Genomic DNA, 20,298 nt, shown 5'->3' on the forward strand with positions numbered 1-20,298 from the left:
CGCGCCTCGGCTGCGGCTCACGGCGGTTATCCTGAAGCCGAATCCCGCTCTCAGTGGAGGGTGCCCCTTGACCAAGCCGAAGCCGACGAAGCCCCGCACGTACCGGAACGAGTTCCACGCGCCCGTCCACACCCTCATCCAGGCCGGCACCGTCGAGTACCACCAGGCCCCGAACCCCGTGCACGACTTCGCAAAAGCCCGCCTCATGATCGGGCGCATCCCCGGACTCGCCGCGAACAGGCAGGACCGGGAGAGCGACCGGCACCTGGCCGAGACCCTCGGCGCCGACGAAGCCGCCGTGCGCTGCCAGATCGTCTCGGGCCTCGGCGGGGTCGGCAAGACCCAGACCGCAGCCGCGTACGCCCGCGCCGCATGGGATTCGGGCGGGACCGACCTGCTCGTGTGGGTCAGGGCCGCCGAACGCGCATCGATCGTCGCGGCCTACGCCAATGCGGCCGTTCAGGTCTGCGGCGCGGACCCGACCGACAGCGTCCGGGCCGCCCAGGAGTTCCTGTCCTGGCTCGACCGCCCCGACGCGCCCCGCTGGCTCATCGTGCTCGACGACCTGGACGACCCCGAGCACCTCGCCGGCCTCTGGCCGCCTGACGCACCGCGCGGACGCACCGTCGTCACCACCCGCCGCCGCGACGCCGCTCTCGAAGCCCAAGGCCGCCAGCGCATCGACCTCGGCCTCTTCACCGAGGACGAGGCCCGCGCCTTCCTCGCCCGGCGCCTCGGCGCGCACTCCCACGCCCACGACGGCGCCGACGAGCTCATCGAAGCGCTCGGCCGCCTCCCGATCGCCCTCGCGCAGGCCGCCGCGTACATCCTCGACCAGCCCGGCACGTCGTGCCGCTCCTATCTCGTGAAACTCGACGAACAGGCGCTGCACTCGCTGCGCCCCGAGCACCTGCCTGACGAGTACCCGCTCGCGGTGGGCGCGTGCTGGGCCATGTCGATCTATGCCGCCAACAGCCAGCAGCCCAAACAGGGCGCGATCAAGGTGCTGAACTTCCTGAGCCTGCTGGACCCTGCCGGGGTTCCCGCCGAGTTCTTCACCACCGAGGCCGCCCTGTTCGCGCTCGGAGCGCGGTACCCGTTCCCTTGGCGCAAGCAGAAACCAATGGAACGCGACGCAGCCCTCGCCCTGCTCGCGCGGCTCCACAAGCTTAGCCTGATCGAGTACGACGGCCGCACCGTACGCACCCACGCGCTCGTCCAGCGCTTCGCGCGCGACCGGCTCCCCGAAATGGCCATCCGGTCGTTCACGTGGGTGTCCGCCGAGGCGCTGGCCGAGATCTGGCCGTACTCCCGGCTCACCCCGGAGGCCTTCGCCTCCTTGCGGGACAACATATCCCACCTGGGCGGCTTCGACCTCGACGCCATGTTCAAGGACGGCATGCACCTTGTGCTCGTGTACCTCGGCGAAGGCTTCGAGGAGCTCGGCCGCCTGGCGGAGGCCGAGAACTACTACCAGCACCTGCGCGAAGAATGCGAGTCGCGTTTCGGCCCGGACAACAGGCAGACGCTCATGATGCGCCACAACCTCCACCGCATTGAGGCGCTTCGCGGCGAAGCCGAGCAGGCTGTCGCGGCGCTCGAAGCGGTACTCGATGATCATGTGCGTGTGCTCGGCCCGGACGACCCCGAGACGCTCCGAACCCGCGATTCCCTGGCCTTCGCGCGAGGCATGGCCGGTGAACCAGTGCGCGCCATGAGCGATCTCGAAACGCTGCTCACCGATGCAGTTCGGGTGTTCGGGGCCGACGACTCACGCACGCTCGAAGTCAGCGCAAACCGGGCCTATTGGGCGGGTGCGATCGGTGATATCGAGGAGCAGCGCGAAGCGCTGGAGGCACTGCTCCCAGACCAGTTGAGCGTCCTCGGACCCGACGCCCCTCAGACACTGGCGACCCGACTGGCGCTCATCAAGATTCGCGGCGATGCCGGAGATCCGAGCGGCGCAGTCGCCGACCTGCGGGAACTCCACGCCGACATGGCCCGAATCTTCGAGTCCGACCATCCCTACACGATGGGCATTCTCATCGACATTACCTCCTTCGAAGGTGTCGTCGACGGCGCCGAGGCCGCGATCGCGTCGCTGCGACCGCTGCTCCTCGAAATCGAGCGCGTCCTCGGTCCGCAGCATGCGGAGGCGGTCCGCGCCAGGGAGCACCTCGAATGGTGGGAGGCAGACCGCGCCGAGGCCGAAGCGGAAGCCGAGGAGCCCGTTGCGGAATGAGCAGGAGTGGGGCCGGGCGGCTTCCACCAAAGTCCGCCCGGCCCCGTGGGAGTGCGAATCAGGTCATGTGGTGTCGGGTTCGGCGATGAGCGTGAGGCACTGGGCGATGATCCAGAGGTTCCATTCGTCGCCTGCCCAGGCCGGGGACCATTCGGGGCTGTCCTCCGGGTCGTCGGTGAAGCGGCAGCATTGGCGCGGGCCGGCGCCGTCTTCGACGTCGAGAAGGTATTCGGTGACCCGAGGCGACTGGGCCGGTTGGGAACCGAGCGAGTAGAGCGTGAACACCGCTGGGCCGCGCTGGAAGTCGCCGAGGTAGCCGTCTATGCCGGGCTTGCCGTCGGAGCGAAGGTTGTAGTCGCCCTTGCTAACCATTGCAGAACCTCACGGCGCGGCGGTAGAAGATCCGGAACGCCTGCTCCTCGACCCAGATCTTCGCGTGGGGCTTGAGGCCGTTCCAGAAGCGGCCCCAGGTCGCTTTGAGGTCGCCGGAGTTGAGGCCGGAGACGACGAGCACGACGTCGTCGTTGCCGGGGCCGGTCAGCACCTGGAACGAGTCGGGCGCGACCGGTCCGGCGGCCCTGACCGTGTAGGTCCGGTAGTCGTCGGAGAAGGTCCCGCGCACGAGGTTCTGCGGATCGGGGTCTTCACTCGTTAGAGGGACTGCTCTCATCGTAGCTCCTTTTCGGACTGTCGGGTTCCTGACACTTGCTCGCGCACGTTTTCCGGAGCGGGCACCATGACGAGAGAAATGAACCGAATCTCGCGCCGCATTCCCTCTCGACTTCCATGACTCTAGACGGTAAAGTCGCAGGTCACAACATGGAATCCCTTGCGGCACAGTGGAACTATGGACAGATGACCGTGGAGAACGCACGGTGGAATTTGCACGGTTGTGACACCCCGCGGCGTTTCTCACAGAGGCGCAACAGGACCGGCGTGTGTCATAGTGACGATCCGAACACGTCAAGGACCACCGACCTTGGGAGCTGCGATGGCGAAAACGGAATCGGGAGCCTGGTTCATCCGCATGATGCTGAAGACCGGACGCGACCGTGTGGGGAAGACGCAGGAGCAGATCGCGCGCCTCTGCCACGTGTCTACCGATACCTACCGCGCGTACGAGGCGGGACGATCCAGCCCGCACGCCTCGATCATGGAGAACCTGGCCAAAGCCTGCGGCTACGACGCGGAGCTGGCCGAGTACATGGTCAAGGCCGCCGACGCCCGCGCGGAGGAGTGGGAGGCACTGGAGGCTGACCAGCGGTTCAACGCGCTGTACATCGCACTCGCCGAACGCTTCTACGGCGAGATCTTCAAGTTCGACGCGCTCATGATCCCCGGAATCCTCCAGCTCCAGGGATACCACTACCTCGTCGTCCGCCTGGCCGAGCCCGGAAGCGATGAGTGGGTGGACAACGGCTGGGACTTCAAGGAGATGCGCATCGCCGATATCGAGGCCCGGACCGACCGACCGATGTTCCAGTTCCTCATCGGGGAGGCCGCGCTGATCCAACTGCGGATGATGGACGAGGAGCTCTACCAGGAGCAGCTGGCGCACCTGCGTCGCTGGGCCAAGAAGCCCGGAGTCCTCATCCGCATCCTCCGGGGGCCGGTCCTCGCTCAGCGGAGCAATTTCGAGATCTACCATGTCGGCAAGAGCAAGCTGGCCGGTCCCGACATCGCTTACTCGGAGATCGTCGACTCCAGCTGGCTCATCGATGACCCCAAGCGCATCGCAAGTTACGATGGGCTCCGCAAGATCCTTTGGAAACAGGCGATCCGGATCGAGGTCTACAACGATGACGACTGGCGTTACCGTCTGGCGTAAGAGCACCCGCAGCGGTTCTGGCAACAACTCAAGCTGCGTCGAAGTTCGCCGGGCCTGGCGCAAGAGCACCCGTAGCGGTGGCGGGAACAACTCCGACTGCGTCGAAGTCGCCTTCTGCGCCGACGACGCCGGTTTCCACCTGCGGGACTCGAAGCTCGATACCGAATCCCCGGTGTTCGATCTGACCGCCGCCGACTTCACCGCCCTGGCGAAGGCCGCTGGCTAAGCAAATACAGACCTGAACGGGAAGGGCGACCGCTGCGCGGTCGCCCTTCCGTCGTCTCTCGCCCGGTCCGCTCGCAGCGCCTCCGGGACCTATCCTGGAACGATGCCCCCTCAGGTCCTTCCGGCCGACCCTCCCGAACCGCTGAAGCCGATCCCCAAGTGGACCGCGGTCGTCGCCGTGGCGGTCATCCTCGCGGCCATCTTCACCAGCTACCTCATCCTTTCCGCCCCGATCCCGCAGGACACCGCCCACCAATCGGTGACCACCCAACTCGAACTCGCCCGCCTCCGCGCCGAAGCCCGCCGCAACGCCCTCGCCACCGGAGCCGGATTCGTGGCAATCGGCGCGCTATTGCTGGCTCTCCGCCGCCAAAACCACGCCGAACGCCAGCAACGAGTCCACGAAATCGCCACCGCCAACGCCGAAGACGACGCCCTCCAACGCAGGATCACCGACGCCCGCATACGCGCCGTCGAACAACTCGGCTCCGACAGCCCATCGGTCCGAATCGGCGGCCTCCACAACCTCGAACGCATCGGCGAACAACACGAGCACCTACGCCAGATCGTCTTGGACGAAATCTGCTCCTACCTCCGCCTGCCTTTCAACCCAGCCCCGGAGGCTTCCGAGACCCGCCTCCCCACAACCCAATTCGAACCAATCGGCCCCGCTCCGGCCGAACCCCGACACGACGACGCCGAGCGCGAAGTCCGCCTGATCGCACAAGAGATCCTGCTACGCCACCTCAACCCCAAACTCGGCCAGGACCGCTACTGGACCCACACCCGCATCAACCTCCGAAACGCTCACCTGGACTCGATCGACTTCAGCGAATGCCGTTTGGTGTCCGCCGATTTCACAGAGGCGACCTTCTCCGGCCACACGCGGTTCTACCGTGCGGTATTCAGTGGGTTCACGAACTTCAGCCGCGCGACCTTCAGCGGCAGAGCTGACTTCGCACAGGCGTCATTCAGCGATTTCGTCTTCTTCGTGCTGGCAACTTTCAACGCCGTTCTCATCCTCGATAACGCAATCTTCAAGAAGGACGCTCACTTCACGGGAGTGGCCTTCAGCAGGGCGGCACACGTCACCAACGCTGGTATCCGAATCGGCAGGATCCTCCGTTCGGTGAGATTCAATCAGGCGCTCTTCGCAGACAGAGCCGACCTCACCGGTCTCATCGAAAGCCAGAGCGTGTTCTTGAAGGAGGGCATCTACCACCGCCTGCCCGAAGGATGGCGTCTGGAGCCGAGTCGCGACGATCCCGGATGGGGCCGGCTCACGAACTTGCCCGAGGGGCAGGCGCCTACGGAATGAGGTGGGCCGCCAGCGCGCGGGCTCTGGCGTGTTCCGCCGTCGTAATGTTCGTATCCGCCTCCCGGAAGCGGAGGGCCGTGTCGAGGGCCGTCGCCGGGAGGTCCCGGGCAAGGGCGTCGAGAAGCGGGGCCGGGTCGAGTGGGAGCGCCGCCGGGTCGAGTTCGGCCAGGATCGCCCAGCTCACCGCGCGGTCCACAGCCGGGTCGCCGGCAGCCGCGTTGGTCCAGTCGATGACCGCCGGGCCAGCCGGGGTCTCGATGATGTTCTCCGGATGCAGATCCAGGTGGAGCACCTTGCGGCCGTTGAGGTTGAGGCCGCGCGACTCGCCGGGGAGCCAATCGGGCGCAGAGATCTGGTGGAGTCGTTCGAGGAGGTCGAGCATAATCGCCGCCGCCGCGAGCGGAGCCACGCGGCCGGAGGTCATGCCCTCGGCGAGGGTGGGGCCGTGGAGGCGTTCCATGGTCATGTCGGTGCCGTCGATCCTGAAGACCTCGGGGACGGGATATCCCTGGTCGCGGAGGTGGGCCATGAGGCGGGCTTCAGGTTCGGGGTTCCAGGAGCAGCGGCGAAGGACCAGATTGTCGGACAGGGCGTATACCTTCGAGGCCCTGCCCGACGAGAGGAGGTGCATCAGGCGATCTCGGCCATGAGGGCGCGGTGCAGGTCGGGGTTACAGGCGAGGATCGAAGTGGCGCTGGTGTCGTAGTCGACGCCGTCGAGGTCGGTGACGAGCGCTCCGGCTTCGCGGGCGATGACGACCCCCGCGGCGACGTCCCACGGGTTGATGAACGAGTGATAGGTCGCGTCGACGCGTCCGGCGGCGGTCCAGCACATGTCGAGCGCGGCGGTGCCGAGCATGCGCACCCGCTGGATCTTGGGGACGAGGCGGCGGAACAGCTCCAGGCGCTGCGCGTTGCGGCGCTCCGATTCGGGGCGGACGCCGAAGTCGCCGAAGGCGACCACGGCGTCGGAGAGCGCGGCGGGGCCGTGCACGGCGAGCGGGTGCTTGTTCAGGGCGGCGCCGTGGCCGAGGGCGGCGGTGAAGCGCTCCTCGCTGGCGGGGGCCTCGACGACGCCGACCACGGAGATGCCGTTGCGGGTGAGAGCCAGGGACACGGCGTAGAGCGGGGAGCCGTGGGCGAAGTTGACGGTGCCGTCGATCGGGTCGAGGACCCACTCGTAGTGGGACTCGGTGTTGCCGGTGCGGCCGCGTTCTTCGCCGAGGAGCGGGATGTCGGGGGTCTCGTCGGCGAGGAAGTCGCGGACGGCGTCCTCGACCGCGTAGTCGAGGTCGGTGGCGAAGTCGCGGTCGCCTTTGCCGCTGATGGAGCGCTCGCGCCCGAGACCGGTGCGGATGACCTCGGATGCGGTCGCGACCGCCTGTTCGGCCGTGCCCAGGAAATCCAGCAGATCGCTCATTATTCGGTTCCTCGTCTCGTCAAACCCACCCGACGGACCACATCCTAGACGTGCAAGACCAAGCGCCACTTGGACTCCCGGTGCGATTTTTCCGACAATCGCCGCGAATATCCGACCGGTGCGCCCGCAAAGCAGGGCGCACCGGTCAAATCACTCAGTTGACGGGCAGCCACACCCGCATCGCGGCGGGTCCCCGCGTGGCGCGGAGTCTAAACGGCAGGAGCGGGATCTCCGCGGCCTTGCCGTCGTCGTCGGCCGCGGCGGGGCCGTAGGGCCAGGCGTCGGGGCGGTCGTGGATGCGGGCCGCGACGTGGACGGCGCCGTCGCGCTCGACGGGGGCGACCGTCGTGTCGACGGTGAGTTCGTCGAGGTCGCCGCCGGGGAGGTCCAGGGACTCGGCGCAGAGGACGACCGGGCCGCGTTCGACGGCGGCGCAGCCGCGGACGGCGTCGACGCGCGGGTCGGGGAAGGTCCAGCGCGGGGCGACCGAGAATTCGAGGTGGAGCTCGTCGCCGGGGCTGAACTCCCCGATGCGGCCCACCGAGACCGCGGCGGGGTCGACCTCGTGCACCGAGCCGTCGGGGTGGATCAGCCGCACGTCCTCCGCCCAGGCGGGGACGCGGAAGGTGATCTCGCGGGTGCCGCCCTCGTTGGCGTCGACGCGGACGGTGACGCGGCCTTCCTCCGGGTAGTCCGTCTCGACGGTGAGCGCGAGGCGGGCGCCGTCGACGACGGTGTCGATGGTGCAGGGCGTGAACTGGTGGATCTGGAGGCCGTGCTCGCTGGTGGTGGCGATGTACGCGGCGAACTGGGCGAACGTGCGGGCGAGGTTGGTGGGGCAACAGGACACGTCGAACCAGTGGGCGCGGTTCCCGCCCGCCCGGGTGTGCGGGAGGGCCCCGTCCGCGGGCGGTTCGGGGTCGGCGGTGCGCTGGTGGAGCGGGTTGGCGTAGAAGAACGACTTGCCGTCGGGGGCGACCGCGCCGGACAGCACGTTCCAGGCGATCCGCTCGATCATGTCGCCGTAGCGGGAGTCGCCGGTGGCGAGGGTGAGGCGCCACGCGGTCATGATCGCGGCGATCCCCGCGCAGGACTCGGCGTAGGCGCGGTCCGGGTTGAGCGCGAAGTCGCGGCCGAACGCCTCGTCGGCGTACTGGGAGCCCATCCCGCCGGTCAGGTGCGTGCGGCGGGCGACGGTGCGTTCCCACTGGGCGCGGACGGCTTCCAGGAGCTCGTCGTCGCCGGTCTCGACGGCGACGTCGATGGCGCCGGAGGACAGGTAGAGCGCGCGAACCGCGTGGCCGCGCAGGACCTCGGCGTCGCGGACGGCGGTGTCGTCCTGGTAGTAGAAGCCGTTCTCCTTCAACGTCTTCCGGCCGTGCCGCTCGATGAACAGGCGGGCCTGCTCCAGGTAGCGGGACTCGCCGGTCTCGCGAGACAGTTCGGCGAGGGCCACTTCGATCTCGGCGTGGCCGCAGATCCGCTCGATGCCGCCGGGCCCGAAGGTGTCACAGACGTGGTCGGCGACGCGGCGGGCGATGCGGGTGAACTCGTCTTCGCCGTGGTTGCGAAGCCGCGCGACCGCGGCCTGGATGAGGTGCCCCGCGCAGTAGAGCTCGTGGCCCCATTCGAGATTCGAGTAGCGGGGTTCCTGCCCGGGGTTGCCGAACGCGGTGTTGAGGTAGCCGTCCTCGTGCTGCGCGGCGCCGATGCGGGCGGTCAGCTTCTGGAACTCCTCCTCCAGGCCGGGGTCGCCGGTCCGGCCGATCTCCCACGCCATCGCCTCGGCCAGCTTGTAGACCTCCGAGTCGGAGAACTCGCGCCCGGCGCGCTGGAACGGCCGCCCGGGCGCCTCCCCCGCGGCGACGCGGTCGAAGTTGCCGATCCAGTCGAGCGCTTCGAGCCAGTGCAGGCAGTGGCGGATCGTCGCCGCGGCGTTCACCGCCTGCCGCTCGAACCAGTGGCCGCCGGTGATGCGGACCTCGTCCGTCCCCAGGGGACGGAGTTCGCCGGTGGAGGGCATTACGGGTGTTCTCATATTCATCCTTTAATAGCTCCGGACATGAATCCTCGGACGTAGTGGCGCTGGAGCAGTGCGAAGAGCACCAGGCACGGCAGCGCCATGACGACCACGCCCGCCTGGGTCGCGCCGAAGTCGACGGCTCCCATCGACTGCTGGCGGAGGTTCGCGATCGCCACCGGCAGCACGGCCTTGTCGGCCGAGCTGACGAGAATGAGCGGGGCGATGAAGTCGTTCCAGGCGGCCAGGAACGAGAAGAGGCCCACGGTGATGAGGCCGGGCCACACGCTGAACAGCATGATGCGGGTGAGGACGCCGAAGGTGCCGGCGCCGTCGACCATCGCCGACTCCTCGATCTCCTTGGGGACGGCCTCGAAGGAGATGCGCATCATGAAGACCGCGAACGGGAGCTGGTAGAGGGTGAGGACCAGCGCGAGTCCGGTGAGGGAGTCGCGCAGGCCGAGGTCGCCGAGCATCGAGTAGAGCGGGATCAGCAGGGTCGAGTACGGGACCATGAGGATCGCGAGGGTGAGCAGGAACAGGGTGTCCTTGCCGCGGAAGGAGAAGCGCGCGAAGGCGTAGCCCCCGGCGATCGACAGGGCCAGGGTGAAGGCGACGGTGAGGACGGACGTGTACGTCGAGTTCCACAGGTACCGCACGAGCCCGGCGTCGTATTCGAGGAGGCTGACGTAGTTGCCGAAGCCGTAGCCGACCTGCTGGTTGGTGGCGCCGTGGGGCGCGACCGAGGCGTAGCCGGTCCAGATCAGCGGGAGCAGGAAGAGGACGGCCAGGGCACCGGCGAGGACGTAGTAGGAGGTGCTCCAGAGCTTGGTGCTCATCACGCGTCCCTTCTGAGGGCCCGGAACTGGACGATGTTGAGGACCAGGAGCGCGGCCAGGACGACCACGGAGATCGCGGCCGCGGCGCCGAGGTCGAAGCGCTGGAACGCCTCCCGGTAGATGAGCTGGACGACGGTGACGGTGGAGTTGTCGGGGCCGCCCTTGGTGAGGATGAAGAACTGGTCGAAGGCCAGGAGCGAGCCGGTCACGGAGAGGATGAGGACGAGGCCGAGCGCGGGGCGCAGGAGCGGGATCGTGACGTGCCAGAAGGACTGCCAGCGGTTCGCGCCGTCGAGGCGCGCGGCCTCGTAGACCTCCGGCGGGATCGACTGGAGCCCGACGAGCAGGATGATCATGAAGAACCCGGCGAACTTCCACACGATGAGCACCACTGTGGACCAGAGGGCGGCGGTGGGCGTGCCGAGCCACGAGACCGGCTCCATGCCGAGGGCTTCGAGCAGCGGGTCGAGCGGGCCGATCGCGTGGCTGTAGAAGCCGTAGAACAGGAGCGAGGCCGAGGCGAGCCCGAGCGTGGTCGGCAGGAAGTACGCGGAGCGGAAGAACCCGGTGCCCTTGCGGCGGTCGGCGACGATGAGCGCCAGCAGCAGCGAGAGTCCGATGAGGATGACCACGACGATGCCGGTGTACTTGAGGGTGAAGCCGACGGCGGGCCAGAACAGCGGGTTGGCGGTGATCCCGGCGTAGTTGTCGGGCAGGTTGATCCCCCGGTCGCCGGCCAGCAGCGGCCAGTCGGACGCTGACATGCGTCCGACCAGCAGCAGCGGCGCGACGAAGAAGACCAGCACGAAGGCCGCCACGGGGGCGGCGTACAGGGTGCCGGCCAGCTTGCGCGAGTGTCGCATCGGGTTCCTTCTAGCTCGCGAGGGAGGCCGTGACGTCGTCATTGAGGGCGCCGAGGTCGGCGTTCGGGTCGCCGTAGACCGCCTCGCGGACCAGCGGGAGCCACGGGCCCTGCGGGTCGTTGAAGGTCTGCCCGAAGTTGAGCGAGTAGGGGGTGCGGCCGACCTGCACGAGGTCGTTCATGATGACCGCGTTCGGGTTGGCGGCGTAGTACTCGTTGTCGGCGAGGTCGGTGCGGGCCATGACGTCGCCGTTCGCGGCGAGGATCTCGACCTGCTGCTCCTCTTCCAGGCTCCAGCGCAGGAAGTCCCACGCCTGGTTCGGGTGCTCGGAGTTCGCGGCGATGCCGATGGAGTCGCCGCCGACGAACGTGGACTCGCCGCCGTCGATGCCCGGGATGGGCGCGACGCCGATGTTCATGTCCTCGGGCATGAGGCCGAGCATGGTAGAGGGCATGGGCATGACACCGATGTTCCCCTCGGGGAAGAACCCGGTCCAGGTCGCGCCGGTCTCCTCGGCGTGGCCGGGGGCGACGACGTCGTCTTCGACGAGGCCGCGGTAGGTCGAGTACACCTCGCGGGCCTCCTCGGAGTCGAGCAGGGACTCGGTGCCGTCCTCGTTCATGACCTCGGCGCCGGAGGCCCAGATGCTGGGCCACCAGGTGAAGACGTAGCAGCCGCCGCAGTTGCCGCCGAAGAACGTGCCGCTGACGTCCCCGCCGAGGGCATCCACGGCGCGGGCCTGCTCTGCGAACTCGGCGAGCGTGGCCGGCGGGGTCTCGGGGTCGAGGCCCGCCTGCGCGTAGAGGTCCTTGTTCCAGAACAGGACGGAGAGGTCGAGGGTGTGCGGCACGAGGTACTTCGCGCCGTCCACGGTGCCGACGTCGATGTGGGACGGGGCGAGGGAGTCGGCGAAGTCGAGCGCGTCGATCCGGTCGGTGATGTCGAGGTAGGCGCCCGCGGTGGTGAAGTTCGGGGCGAACACCACGTCGAGCGCGAACAGGTCGGGCAGCTCCTGGTTGCCCGCGGCGGTGCCGACGCGGGTCTGGTAGTCGTCGGTGGGGATGACGGTGAGCTCGATCTGGTTCTCATGGCTCGCGTTGTAGGCGTCCACGAGGGCCTGCGACTGCGCCTCGGTGGCGGCGCGGGTCCACATCGTCAGGGTCGTGCCGTCGTCGACGCCTTCGAGGACGACCTCGTCGTCGGAGCCGCCGCCCCCGCCGCTGCACGCGGAGGCGAGCAAGGCGGTGGCGGCGGCGAGCGCCGCCGCCCCTTTCACTCGGGCTGGGAATCTCATTGCCTACTCCTCGGTGAATAGGTGTGAAGGGTTTCGGCGGACGGCTGCTGCCGCCGCCAGTAGAGGTGGTACGGGTCTTCGTCGCCCAGGTGGAGGGGGGCGAAGGTGTAGCCGTCGGCGGTGAAGTGGAGGGGGTCGCCCGCGGGTTCGAAGGCTTCGTCGAGGTCGTCGCCGACGGCGATGGAGATGAGGCCGGTGGCGAGGTCGGTGCCGACGGGGTCGTGCTTGATGGCGAGAACGGTCGGTCCGTAGTAGACGGACTGGACCGTGTCGTCGTCCAGGGCCGCTTCGGTGTGGAGGCGCAGCGGCATCGCGATGTCGACGGTGTCGCCGTCCCTCCAGCGGCGGGAGACGACGGCGTAGGTGCCGGGCTCGGCGGTGATCGACTGTCGGCGGCCGTTCACCTCGACGGTGAAGGTCGTCGCCCAGGACGGGACGCGCAGGCGCAGGTCGAAGCGGCCGCCGCGGCCGCCGATCTCGATGCGGCTCGCGCCTTCGAAGGGGTAGTCGGTGGTCTGCACGACCTCGGTGCGGCGGGCGGTCCAGTCGAGTGTGGACGGCATGTAGAGGTTCACGTACAGGCCGTCGCGGTCGGCGAAGTAGACGGACTCCTGGTGCTTGGTGTGGTTCTCCATGCCGGTGCCGCCGCAGCAGGTGCCGGTGTTGCCGTAGCCGCGGGCCTGGCCGGGGCGGACGGGCACGAAGTAGGTGACCTGCGGGTCGGTGGTGGAGTCGGCGTCGCGGCGGGAGGCGAGGATCTGGTTGTACAGGGCCCGCTCGACGTACTCCATGTACTTCGGGTCGCGGGTGTGGAAGAAGAGGTTGCGGGCGAGCTTGATGAGGTTGTAGACGCAGCAGGTCTCGGCGTGGTTCGGGTCGTTCGGGTACTGCCACAAGGAGGCGGCAATGGCGTCGCGGGCGCGGAAGATCTCGCCGACGCCGGTGCCGCCGTGGGCGTAGGCGCGGTGCGGGATCGCCATGTCCCAGAACTGCTCCGCGGCCGTGAAGTAGTCGTCTCCGGCGCCCTGCTCGTACATCCGCAGGTAGCCGGTGAACTGCGGGATGTGCTGGTTGGCGTGCTTGCCGTCGAGGAGGTCCTGGCCCGCGACGGTGGCGGCGAGGAGCGCCGTGTTGTCGAACAGCTTCGCGGTCTGGAGGAACTCGGGGCGGTCGGGGTGGAGCGCGGCGAGGTTCGCGAGGGACTCGTTGACGCCGCCGTACTCGCCCGCGATGTAGATGGACCACATCCGGTCGAGGCGGGCGCGGTCGAGGACGGACAGTCGGGAGTGGATCCACTCGCCGATGCCGGTGGCGATCTCAAGGGCGTCGCCGTTGCCGCCGAGGCGGTGCGCGTCGAGCAGGCCCGCGAGGATCTTGTGGGTCGTGTAGTACGGGGCCCAGATCCCGGCGTTGCCGCCGTACGTGGCGAACTCCTCCAGGCGCAGGAACTGCGTTTCCGGGTAGGCCGCAAGGAAACCGGGGTGGCGGCGGCCGTCGGTGGGGGCGACGACGCGCGCGTCGGCGCCGTTTCCGGAGGTGTCGGCGCAGACCGCGCCGGGGGCCTCGTCGAACCGGTAGCGGGCGAGGTCGCCGCCCGGCCCTGCTCCCGCGGCCAGGGCGGCGACCTCATCTGCTCCCAGTGAAGTGCTGAAGACGTGGAACTCGTCGACGTCGGCGCCGAGGTACTGGACGCTCCCCTGCGGGAACTGGCCGCGGCCGATCCAGTTCGCTGCGGTCGAGCCGAGGTCGGCGGGCGTGAGCGCGACCGGGCCCGAGGCCGCGGCCGTGCCGTTGACATAGAGGACGGCGGTGCCGCCGCCGAGGGTCACCGCGAGGTGCGTCCACTGGCCTTCGGGGATGGCGGAAGCGGCGGTGACGCGCTGCTCCCCCGCCGTGCCGGAGGTGGTGATGCCGAAGCGCGGGAACGGGTTCGCGTTGTCGGCCCGCACCGTCAGGTACAGGTGGTGATCGGCGTCGGCGCCGAAGTCGAAGACCTTGACACCGTTGCGCAGCGGCGCCGGGTCCGCGTTCGGGTCGGGCAGGCGGGACGCGTCGATCGCGGCGAGGTTGATCCACACGGCGACGGTGAGTTCGGTGAGGCCGTCGACAAGTCCACTGGGGAGCGCGACGTGCTCGGCGTGCCCGAGCGGGGAGCCGGTGAGGTGCAAGGCGGTGCCGGTGCGGCCCGCCACACGCGGCGTGGCCTGCGCGGCGGCCGCGGCGAGGGCGTCGCGGGACTCGCCGAGCCCGGCCACGAGGTGATCCAGCTTGCGGCGGTACAGGTCGTCGCCGGTGCCCGCGTACGCCTGGGCGAGCATCGACAGGAAGTGCCCGGAGTAGTGCCCGCGCAGGTATCCGTTGGCGTCGTCCCAGCTCCCGGGCGGGCGGATGCCCGCGGGGTTGGCGAGGCCGGCGTTCGCGCGGAAGTTGTAGAGCATCCGGTCCGGGCCCGCGAGCTCGCCGCGCGCGGCCTCGTAGCCGCTCGCGTAGCGGAGCATCCGGTCCCGCTTGTCGGCGAAGATGCCGTCCCCCAGGGCGACCGCGTCGAGCCCGAAGGGCTCCACGAGGGAGGCCGCGGGGGCGGCCCCCGCCGGGATCTGGTGCGCGATCCCGACGGGGGCCACGGACGCCAAGGCGCCCAGGCGAAGTGCGTTGCGGCGGTTCAGGTGCATCAGGCGCCTCCCCTGGTCTGCACGACCTGCTGCATCGTGCCGTCGGCGTTGAAGTACAGCGGGTCGATGGCGACGGAGCGGCGGAAGTTCCCGCCGCCCGGTGCGTCGGCGGTGTGGTAGACCATCCACCACTGGCCGTTGAACTGCTCGATCGCCGGGTGGTTCGTGGTGGAGGTGACCTGCCCGAGGACCACGCCGCGGTGCGTCCACGGCCCGGCCGGGTTCGAGGCGGTCGCGTAGCGGATGCACGCGTAGGAGGAGCTGGTGACGCAACCCGAGCCGCCGTTCGAGGCGTAGGCCATGTAGTAGACGCCGTTCCGCTTGAACATCCACGGCGCCTCCCAGAAGTCGGTCAGGCCCGTCGGGGTCGTGACCGCGCTCGCGAGGGACGTCATGTTCTGGTTCAGCTTCGCCATGCGCGGCTGCCAGTACGAGCCCCAGTAGAGGTAGATCTGGCCGTCGTCGTCGATGAACACGGTCGGGTCGATGTTGAGCGCCGAGGAGTTCGGGGTCGAGTCGGAGATGAGCGGGCCGCCGATCGCGTCCACGTACGGGCCGAGCGGGTTGTCCGAGACGGCCACTCCGATGTTCATCCAGCCGTTGTCGGTGGCGCCGTCGACCGAGACGAACCAGTAGTAGCGGCCGTCAGGGCCTCTGACCACTTCGGACGCCCACGCGTTCGCCCCGGCCCACGCGAAGGTGGACAGGGAGAGCCGGGCGCCGTGCGCGGTCCACGCGGCCGGGTCGTTGTCCGGCGCCTTGGAGGAGAAGGCGTGCCACTCGTCCATGACGAACGACTGCTGGCCCGCGGCGGCCTCGTCGCGGCCGGAGAAGATGTACATGGTGTCGCCGACGACGAGCGTGGCCGGGTCGGCAGTGTAGATGTTCGTGACGATCGGGTTGCCAGCCTGGGTCGCAGAGCCGGAGCCCCAGACCTTCCATTCGAGCACGCCTACGGACGCGGCGCCGCTCTGGAGGACCGCGCGCAGGGCCGTGGTGGTGACGGCGTTGAAGTTCGTGTGGTTGTAGGCGTTCGCGTTGACGCCGTAGGCGCTGGCGCCGCTCACGGCGGTCCAGGCGCCGTTGTTCAGGTACTCGATGCGCCAGCTCGCGGGGACGCGGACGCCGCCGGGGCCGGAGTTGTAGGAGTCGTCGAAGAAGTAGAGGTCCGAAGAGGACACTGTGACGGGGCTGTTCCAGGTGAGCTGCACCCATTGGGACCCGGTCTGGGGCCAGGTGCCCCAGCGCGGGTTGACGGTGTCGTTCGAGCTCGGCGGCTCGATCCCGTCGTTGACGGCCGCGACGGACTCCCACGAGGAGGTGTAGGAGGCCGAGGCGACGGCCGAGCGGGCCACGTTCACGGCCTGCGCCTGGGCGGGGCTCGCGAACTGGAGGCAGGTCCAGGCCAGGGCCGCGGCGAGCGCGGCCGACAGTGTTCTTCGGATGACGGTGCGGTTCATGGTTGCTCTCTCCTTGTGCCGGTTGGAGATCAGAGGACGGTGACGGTGACTTCTGCGCGCAGCGAGGTGCCGCCGATGGTGCCGCGGACGGTGAACGTGCCGGGCGCGGCGTAGTCGGCCGGATCGATCGCGTCCCAGGTGACCGCGGTGGTCACGTTGTCCTTGGAGCCGTCGTTGTAGACGGCGGTGACGGTGGACGGGAGCTGCGGCGCGGAGCCGGCCCTGGTGACGGCCTCCTCAGCTTCGAGCGCGGTGATCTCCACGGCGTCGGTGAGTCTGACGTGGACGGTGGCGCTCGCGGGGAGGGCGAGGCCGGTGACGAGTCCGGCGACCGGGACCGCGGTGGCGGGCTGGTCGACGTCGTCGGCGGTGAGCGGGCCCCACACGACGGGGAGGTCGAGGCGGGTGCCGTCGCCGTAGACGCACGTGACGGTGTCGGGGAGGTCAGGGACGGTGCCGACGGTGGTCGGCTGGTGGACGGCCCGGACCTGTTCGGGCGCTTCGGCGAAGACCTTCCATTCGAGGACGCCCACGGAGGCGCCGCCGCTCTGGAGGACCGCGCGGACGGCCGTGGTGGTCACGGGGTCGAAGGCGGTCTCGTTGTACTGGTCGGTCTCGGTGCCGTAGGCGTCGGCGTCCACGTCGGTCCACTCGTCGCCGTTCAGGTACTGGATCTTCCAGGAGGCGGGGGCGAGGACGCCGCCGCCGTCGTCGAAGAAGTACATGTCGGAGGCGTCGAGGCGGACCGGGTCGTCCCAGGTCAGCTGGACCCACTGCTCGCCTTCTTCGGGCCAGGTGCCCCAGCGGGGGTTGGCGCCGTCGTTGGAGCGGGGCGGGTCGATGCCGTCGTTGATGGCGGTGGTGTTCTCCCAGGGCGAGGTGTAGGAGGCCGTGGGGGTCGCGAAGAGCGCGGCGTTGACACGGTCGTCGGGCGCCTCGATCGAGACGTCCACTCTGGATTCAGTTGTGGCGCTGCCGTCTCCGGCGGTGAGTTCGAGCGTGTACGTGCCGGGTTCGGTGAAGGTGGCGACGGTGCTCGACGCGGTCGGGTCCTCGAATACGACCGCGCCGGGCCCGTCGACGGCCGCCCACGAGGCGCTGAGCGCCCCGTCGAGGGGGAGGCCGTCGTCTTTGACCGTGCCGGTGAGTCGCGCCTGCATCGGCTGGCGGAACGCGAGGTCCTGCCTGGCGAGGGCGTAGGGCGCGGTGTTCTCCGGCGGGTCGGCGTCGTGGTCCGTCCGCAGGACTTGGACTTCCTTGAGCCCGGTGGCGTGCCCGTCCTGGTGGTCGAGGAGGACGCGGACGCGGTTGGTCTCGACCTGGGGGAACTGGACCTGGTTGTAGTTGGCGCGCGGTATGGCGGGGGTCTTGGTCTGGTCCTCTACGGTCACCCAGTCGGTGCCGTCGTGGTACTGGACCTGGTAGACGGCGGGTTCGGCGAGGCCGTCGGCGGTTCTGTCGCGGTAGAAGTAGAGCCGCAGCTCGTCGATGTCCACGGTCTCGCCGAGGTCCACTTCGTACCAGTCGGTTTCATTGCCGGAGCCTTCGCTGGACCAGATGGGCGCGTTGATGGTGGTGCCGTCGACGGCGCCCGCGGTGGTGGTGCCTTCGGCGGTGTAGGAGGCGGTGGCGGTCCGGCCTTCGGCGAGGTTCTCGGCGTCGGAGGTGAGGTCGGCGCCGGCCTTGGCGAAGACGTCGACCACGCGGCCGTCGAGTTCGACGTCCTCGGGTGCGGAGAGGTGCTTCATCTTGCGGCTCTTGACGACGTCGGCTTCGGTGTCGACGCGGCCGGTGTCCGGGTCCCAGACGGCGGGGGCGAGGCTGTCGAGGGTGAAGGCGCGGGTGCCGTCGATGTAGACGGAGTAGCCCTCGGGGACGCCGGGGTAGTGGTCGGTGCCGTCGTCGGGCTCGTCCCACACGACGGTGAGGTCGGAGTCGCGCCAGCGCAGGTCGTTGACGGTGAAGTGGTCCCAGCCGATGTCGATGGGAGACAGCTCGATCTGGTCGTCGGTGCGGGGGCGCAGGCCCGCGACGTCCTCCACATAGGTCCAGATGCTGGAGCCGAGGGTGGTGTGGTGGATCCAGGAGCGGTAGTCGATCTCCTGGCTCGCGGGGTCCCAGTCGGCCCAGAACTCGTTGGAGTCGGGCCAGGCGGTGTCGCCGCCGATGTAGGTGGACCAGGCGTTCCAGTAGAGCAGCTTCTTGTAGTCCTCGGTGGTGATCGCGTCCTGGTCGTAGTCGCGGAGCACGGAGGAGAAGAGTCTGAACTGGACGGTGGAGTTGATCTGGGAGAAGTTGTTGGAGCCGGGGTTCCCCTGCTCGGCCGCTTCCTCCTTGTCGGCCTGGTTGGCGGTGTAGAAGGGGAAGACGGGGTACTCGTCGGGGTCGGCGAAGAGGCGGAGCGCGTCGGTGTAGGGCTCCTCGTTCGGGACGGCGCCGACGCTGAAGGGGTAGTAGTTGTTGATCTCCTTCCAGGGCACGTGGTCCCCGGAGGCGACGTGGACGTGCTCGAACAGCTGCGTGTCGGGGTTCCACAGGACGTCGGTGATGGCGTTCTTGATGTCCTCTGCGAGGGCGCGCATCTCGTCGGCCTTGGCGGTGTTCCCGGCGAGGTCGTAGGCTTCGGCGGCGGCGAGGGCGCCGGAGTACTGGTAGGCGGATTCGGCGCGGTCGAGGTCGCCGTCCCGCCAGTGGAAGGAGACGGCGTCGGCGTCGTTGCCGGTCATCGCGCCCCAGTCGTACTCGATCAAGTAGTTGTTGTTCGAGTCGAAGGTGTCGAGCTGGCCTTTGACGTCGCCTTCGGCGTAGCGGGCGAGGTTCTCGGCGATGTCGACGGGCCCGCCGTGGACCTGGTAGGAGCGCCAGGCGGCTTCGGCGATGTACTGGGTGTAGGAGTTCGACCAGTTCTCGGGGTCGCCGGGGTTGTCCATGAAGCGCCCGCCCTGGGAGGACTCGCCGGTGGAGACCCAGGGGCCGTAGGAATAGGCGGGGTCGCGCAGGTACTTGAGGTCGTCGATGAACATCGGGACGGTGAGCGCGATGGCGTTGTTGTAGCCGGTGACGCCTTCGATGGAGGTGGGGAACTGGAAGTCGTTGCCGGGGATGTCCGCGTCGAGGTAGTTGTAGCGCATCAGCCACCAGCGGTAGTAGATGAACTTCTTGTGGGCCTCGTCGGGGACGTCGAAGTAGGGGACGTTGTCGGCCCACCACTTGTTGTAGGTCTGGACCTGGGTGGTGAAGGCGTCGGCGGGGGTGGCGTCGCGGTAGGCGGCGTACTCGGTCGCGGACTCGGGGATCTCCTCGGCGATTATGCCGAGCTGGACCTTGATGGTGGTCGATTCGCCTTGGGCGAGTTCGAGTTCGCCGGTGAGGGCGCCGTCGTCCGGGGTGAGGCCGGTGCCGGAGAGGCGCGGGAAGACGGTGGTGAGGCGTTCGAGCCGGGAGTTCTGGACGTCGAGGACGCCGGTGAGCTCGTCGCCGTCGGCGGTCCAGGCGAAGTCGGACTCGACCTTGACGGGGACGGTGGTGTCGCTGCCGCCGTTGGTGATCGTGATGTTGGCGACGGCGGTGTTGTTCTGGGTGATGAACTTCTGGACTTCGGCGGTGAGGGTGCCGTTCTCGTGCACGGAGGTCCAGTAGCTGGGGGTCTGGCGGCGCTGCGCGACGTCCTCGGTGAAGTCCCCGTCGCCGATGTCCACGGTGAAGCCGTCGGTGTTCGAGGCGCGGTCGAAGGTGGGGTCGTAGTAGGCGAACTGGCCGCCGAAGCCGATCACGTCGGGGTCGTGGACGCGCATGAGGAGGGCCCGGCCGCGGGTCATGAGCCACTGGTCGCCGGCGGGGTCGGCGCCTTCGCGGGCGAGGAGGCGGTCCATCCAGAAGTCGGTGCCGTCGCCGCCGTCGAGCTCCTCCTCGTACATCGCGGCCATCATGCCGTCGACGTCGTAGGGGACGGGCTCGTCGGGGACGGCGTCGCCGCCGGTGAACTCGGGGTAGCCGATGGTCTGCTGGGCGGCGGCGGGGGTCGCGCCGACGACAAGGAGGCCGGCGGCGAGGGCCGCGGCCGCTGCGGCGGCGGACAGGGTGAGCGGGGGGCGTAGCTGCATCGCGTGCCTCCGTGC

General features: G+C 68.9%; 15 protein-coding genes. 4 read left to right on the forward strand and 11 right to left on the reverse strand.

Going from position 1 to position 20,298, the window contains the following annotated elements; all coding sequences use genetic code 11:
• The first annotated feature begins 67 nt into the window (after window positions 1-67).
• Complete coding sequence (locus WA640_RS15310; protein ID WP_335988727.1) at window positions 68-2,242, forward strand: tetratricopeptide repeat protein; 2,175 nt, start codon at window positions 68-70, stop codon at window positions 2,240-2,242.
• Between the two features lie 63 nt (window positions 2,243-2,305).
• Here WA640_RS15310 and WA640_RS15315 read toward each other — a convergent pair whose 3' ends face one another.
• Window positions 2,306-2,614 carry a hypothetical protein gene (locus WA640_RS15315; protein ID WP_335988728.1) on the reverse strand — a complete coding sequence of 103 codons (309 nt, stop codon included), beginning with the start codon at window positions 2,612-2,614 and terminating at the stop codon, window positions 2,306-2,308.
• The gene (locus WA640_RS15320) at window positions 2,607-2,912 is read right to left on the reverse strand and encodes a hypothetical protein (protein WP_146148162.1); all 306 of its coding nucleotides are present in this window, start codon (window positions 2,910-2,912) and stop codon (window positions 2,607-2,609) included. Before WA640_RS15320 ends, WA640_RS15315 begins: the two co-directional genes overlap by 8 nt.
• Window positions 2,913-3,233: 321 nt before the next feature.
• Between WA640_RS15320 and WA640_RS15325 the strand changes: the two genes are divergently transcribed.
• From WA640_RS15325 to WA640_RS15335, 3 genes are all read left to right on the forward strand, one after another.
• Entirely contained in the window at window positions 3,234-4,070 is an 837-nt protein-coding gene (locus tag WA640_RS15325; protein ID WP_335988729.1) for a Scr1 family TA system antitoxin-like transcriptional regulator, read from the forward strand.
• Window positions 4,042-4,296 carry a DUF397 domain-containing protein gene (locus WA640_RS15330; protein WP_335988730.1) on the forward strand — a complete coding sequence of 85 codons (255 nt, stop codon included), beginning with the start codon at window positions 4,042-4,044 and terminating at the stop codon, window positions 4,294-4,296. Before WA640_RS15325 ends, WA640_RS15330 begins: the two co-directional genes overlap by 29 nt.
• A gap of 102 nt (window positions 4,297-4,398) precedes the next feature.
• A complete protein-coding gene (locus tag WA640_RS15335) occupies window positions 4,399-5,613 on the forward strand; it encodes a pentapeptide repeat-containing protein (protein WP_335988731.1) in 1,215 nt (404 codons plus the stop codon).
• Here WA640_RS15335 and WA640_RS15340 read toward each other — a convergent pair.
• The 9 genes from WA640_RS15340 to WA640_RS15380 form a co-directional block, all read right to left on the reverse strand.
• The gene (locus tag WA640_RS15340) at window positions 5,603-6,244 is read right to left on the reverse strand and encodes a phosphotransferase (RefSeq protein WP_335988732.1); all 642 of its coding nucleotides are present in this window, start codon (window positions 6,242-6,244) and stop codon (window positions 5,603-5,605) included. The two genes, WA640_RS15335 and WA640_RS15340, sit on opposite strands and share 11 nt — an antisense overlap.
• The gene (locus WA640_RS15345) at window positions 6,244-7,032 is read right to left on the reverse strand and encodes an inositol monophosphatase family protein (protein WP_335988733.1); all 789 of its coding nucleotides are present in this window, start codon (window positions 7,030-7,032) and stop codon (window positions 6,244-6,246) included. The genes WA640_RS15340 and WA640_RS15345 overlap by 1 nt, the downstream gene beginning before the upstream one ends.
• 154 nt (window positions 7,033-7,186) lie before the next feature.
• The gene (locus WA640_RS15350) at window positions 7,187-9,070 is read right to left on the reverse strand and encodes a glycoside hydrolase family 127 protein (RefSeq protein ID WP_335988734.1); all 1,884 of its coding nucleotides are present in this window, start codon (window positions 9,068-9,070) and stop codon (window positions 7,187-7,189) included.
• Between the two features lie 2 nt (window positions 9,071-9,072).
• Window positions 9,073-9,891, reverse strand: coding sequence for a carbohydrate ABC transporter permease (locus WA640_RS15355; RefSeq protein WP_335988735.1), 819 nt, complete (start codon window positions 9,889-9,891; stop codon window positions 9,073-9,075).
• Window positions 9,891-10,754 carry a carbohydrate ABC transporter permease gene (locus tag WA640_RS15360; RefSeq protein WP_335988736.1) on the reverse strand — a complete coding sequence of 288 codons (864 nt, stop codon included), beginning with the start codon at window positions 10,752-10,754 and terminating at the stop codon, window positions 9,891-9,893. The genes WA640_RS15355 and WA640_RS15360 overlap by 1 nt, the downstream gene beginning before the upstream one ends.
• A 10-nt stretch (window positions 10,755-10,764) precedes the next feature.
• Window positions 10,765-12,048, reverse strand: coding sequence for an ABC transporter substrate-binding protein (locus WA640_RS15365; protein ID WP_335988737.1), 1,284 nt, complete (start codon window positions 12,046-12,048; stop codon window positions 10,765-10,767).
• Window positions 12,045-14,720: a beta-L-arabinofuranosidase domain-containing protein gene (locus WA640_RS15370; protein ID WP_335988738.1), complete on the reverse strand. Its 2,676-nt coding sequence runs from the start codon at window positions 14,718-14,720 to the stop codon at window positions 12,045-12,047. The genes WA640_RS15365 and WA640_RS15370 overlap by 4 nt, the downstream gene beginning before the upstream one ends.
• The gene (locus WA640_RS15375; RefSeq protein ID WP_335988740.1) at window positions 14,720-16,180 is read right to left on the reverse strand and encodes a family 43 glycosylhydrolase; all 1,461 of its coding nucleotides are present in this window, start codon (window positions 16,178-16,180) and stop codon (window positions 14,720-14,722) included. Before WA640_RS15375 ends, WA640_RS15370 begins: the two co-directional genes overlap by 1 nt.
• Before the next feature lie 29 nt (window positions 16,181-16,209).
• Entirely contained in the window at window positions 16,210-20,283 is a 4,074-nt protein-coding gene (locus WA640_RS15380; protein ID WP_335988742.1) for a galactose-binding domain-containing protein, read from the reverse strand.
• Between the last annotated feature and the right edge of the window lie 15 nt (window positions 20,284-20,298).

Origin of the sequence: Glycomyces sp. MUSA5-2 (assembly GCF_037034145.1) — a bacterium.
Taxonomy (GTDB): Bacteria; Actinomycetota; Actinomycetes; order Mycobacteriales; family Micromonosporaceae; genus Glycomyces; species Glycomyces artemisiae.

Excerpts from the sequence above, each read along its gene's own strand:
- WA640_RS15315 (WP_335988728.1), bottom strand. The coding sequence starts at position 2,614 with ATGGTTAGCAAGGGCGACTACAACCTTCGCTCCGACGGCAAGCCCGGC.
- WA640_RS15320 (WP_146148162.1), bottom strand. The coding sequence starts at position 2,912 with ATGAGAGCAGTCCCTCTAACGAGTGAAGACCCCGATCCGCAGAACCTC.
- WA640_RS15325 (WP_335988729.1), top strand. The coding sequence starts at position 3,234 with ATGGCGAAAACGGAATCGGGAGCCTGGTTCATCCGCATGATGCTGAAG.
- WA640_RS15330 (WP_335988730.1), top strand. The coding sequence starts at position 4,042 with ATGACGACTGGCGTTACCGTCTGGCGTAAGAGCACCCGCAGCGGTTCT.
- WA640_RS15335 (WP_335988731.1), top strand. The coding sequence starts at position 4,399 with ATGCCCCCTCAGGTCCTTCCGGCCGACCCTCCCGAACCGCTGAAGCCG.
- WA640_RS15340 (WP_335988732.1), bottom strand. The coding sequence starts at position 6,244 with ATGCACCTCCTCTCGTCGGGCAGGGCCTCGAAGGTATACGCCCTGTCC.
- WA640_RS15345 (WP_335988733.1), bottom strand. The coding sequence starts at position 7,032 with ATGAGCGATCTGCTGGATTTCCTGGGCACGGCCGAACAGGCGGTCGCG.
- WA640_RS15350 (WP_335988734.1), bottom strand. The coding sequence starts at position 9,070 with ATGAGAACACCCGTAATGCCCTCCACCGGCGAACTCCGTCCCCTGGGG.
- WA640_RS15355 (WP_335988735.1), bottom strand. The coding sequence starts at position 9,891 with ATGAGCACCAAGCTCTGGAGCACCTCCTACTACGTCCTCGCCGGTGCC.
- WA640_RS15360 (WP_335988736.1), bottom strand. The coding sequence starts at position 10,754 with ATGCGACACTCGCGCAAGCTGGCCGGCACCCTGTACGCCGCCCCCGTG.
- WA640_RS15365 (WP_335988737.1), bottom strand. The coding sequence starts at position 12,048 with ATGAGATTCCCAGCCCGAGTGAAAGGGGCGGCGGCGCTCGCCGCCGCC.
- WA640_RS15370 (WP_335988738.1), bottom strand. The coding sequence starts at position 14,720 with ATGCACCTGAACCGCCGCAACGCACTTCGCCTGGGCGCCTTGGCGTCC.
- WA640_RS15375 (WP_335988740.1), bottom strand. The coding sequence starts at position 16,180 with ATGAACCGCACCGTCATCCGAAGAACACTGTCGGCCGCGCTCGCCGCG.
- WA640_RS15380 (WP_335988742.1), bottom strand. The coding sequence starts at position 20,283 with ATGCAGCTACGCCCCCCGCTCACCCTGTCCGCCGCCGCAGCGGCCGCG.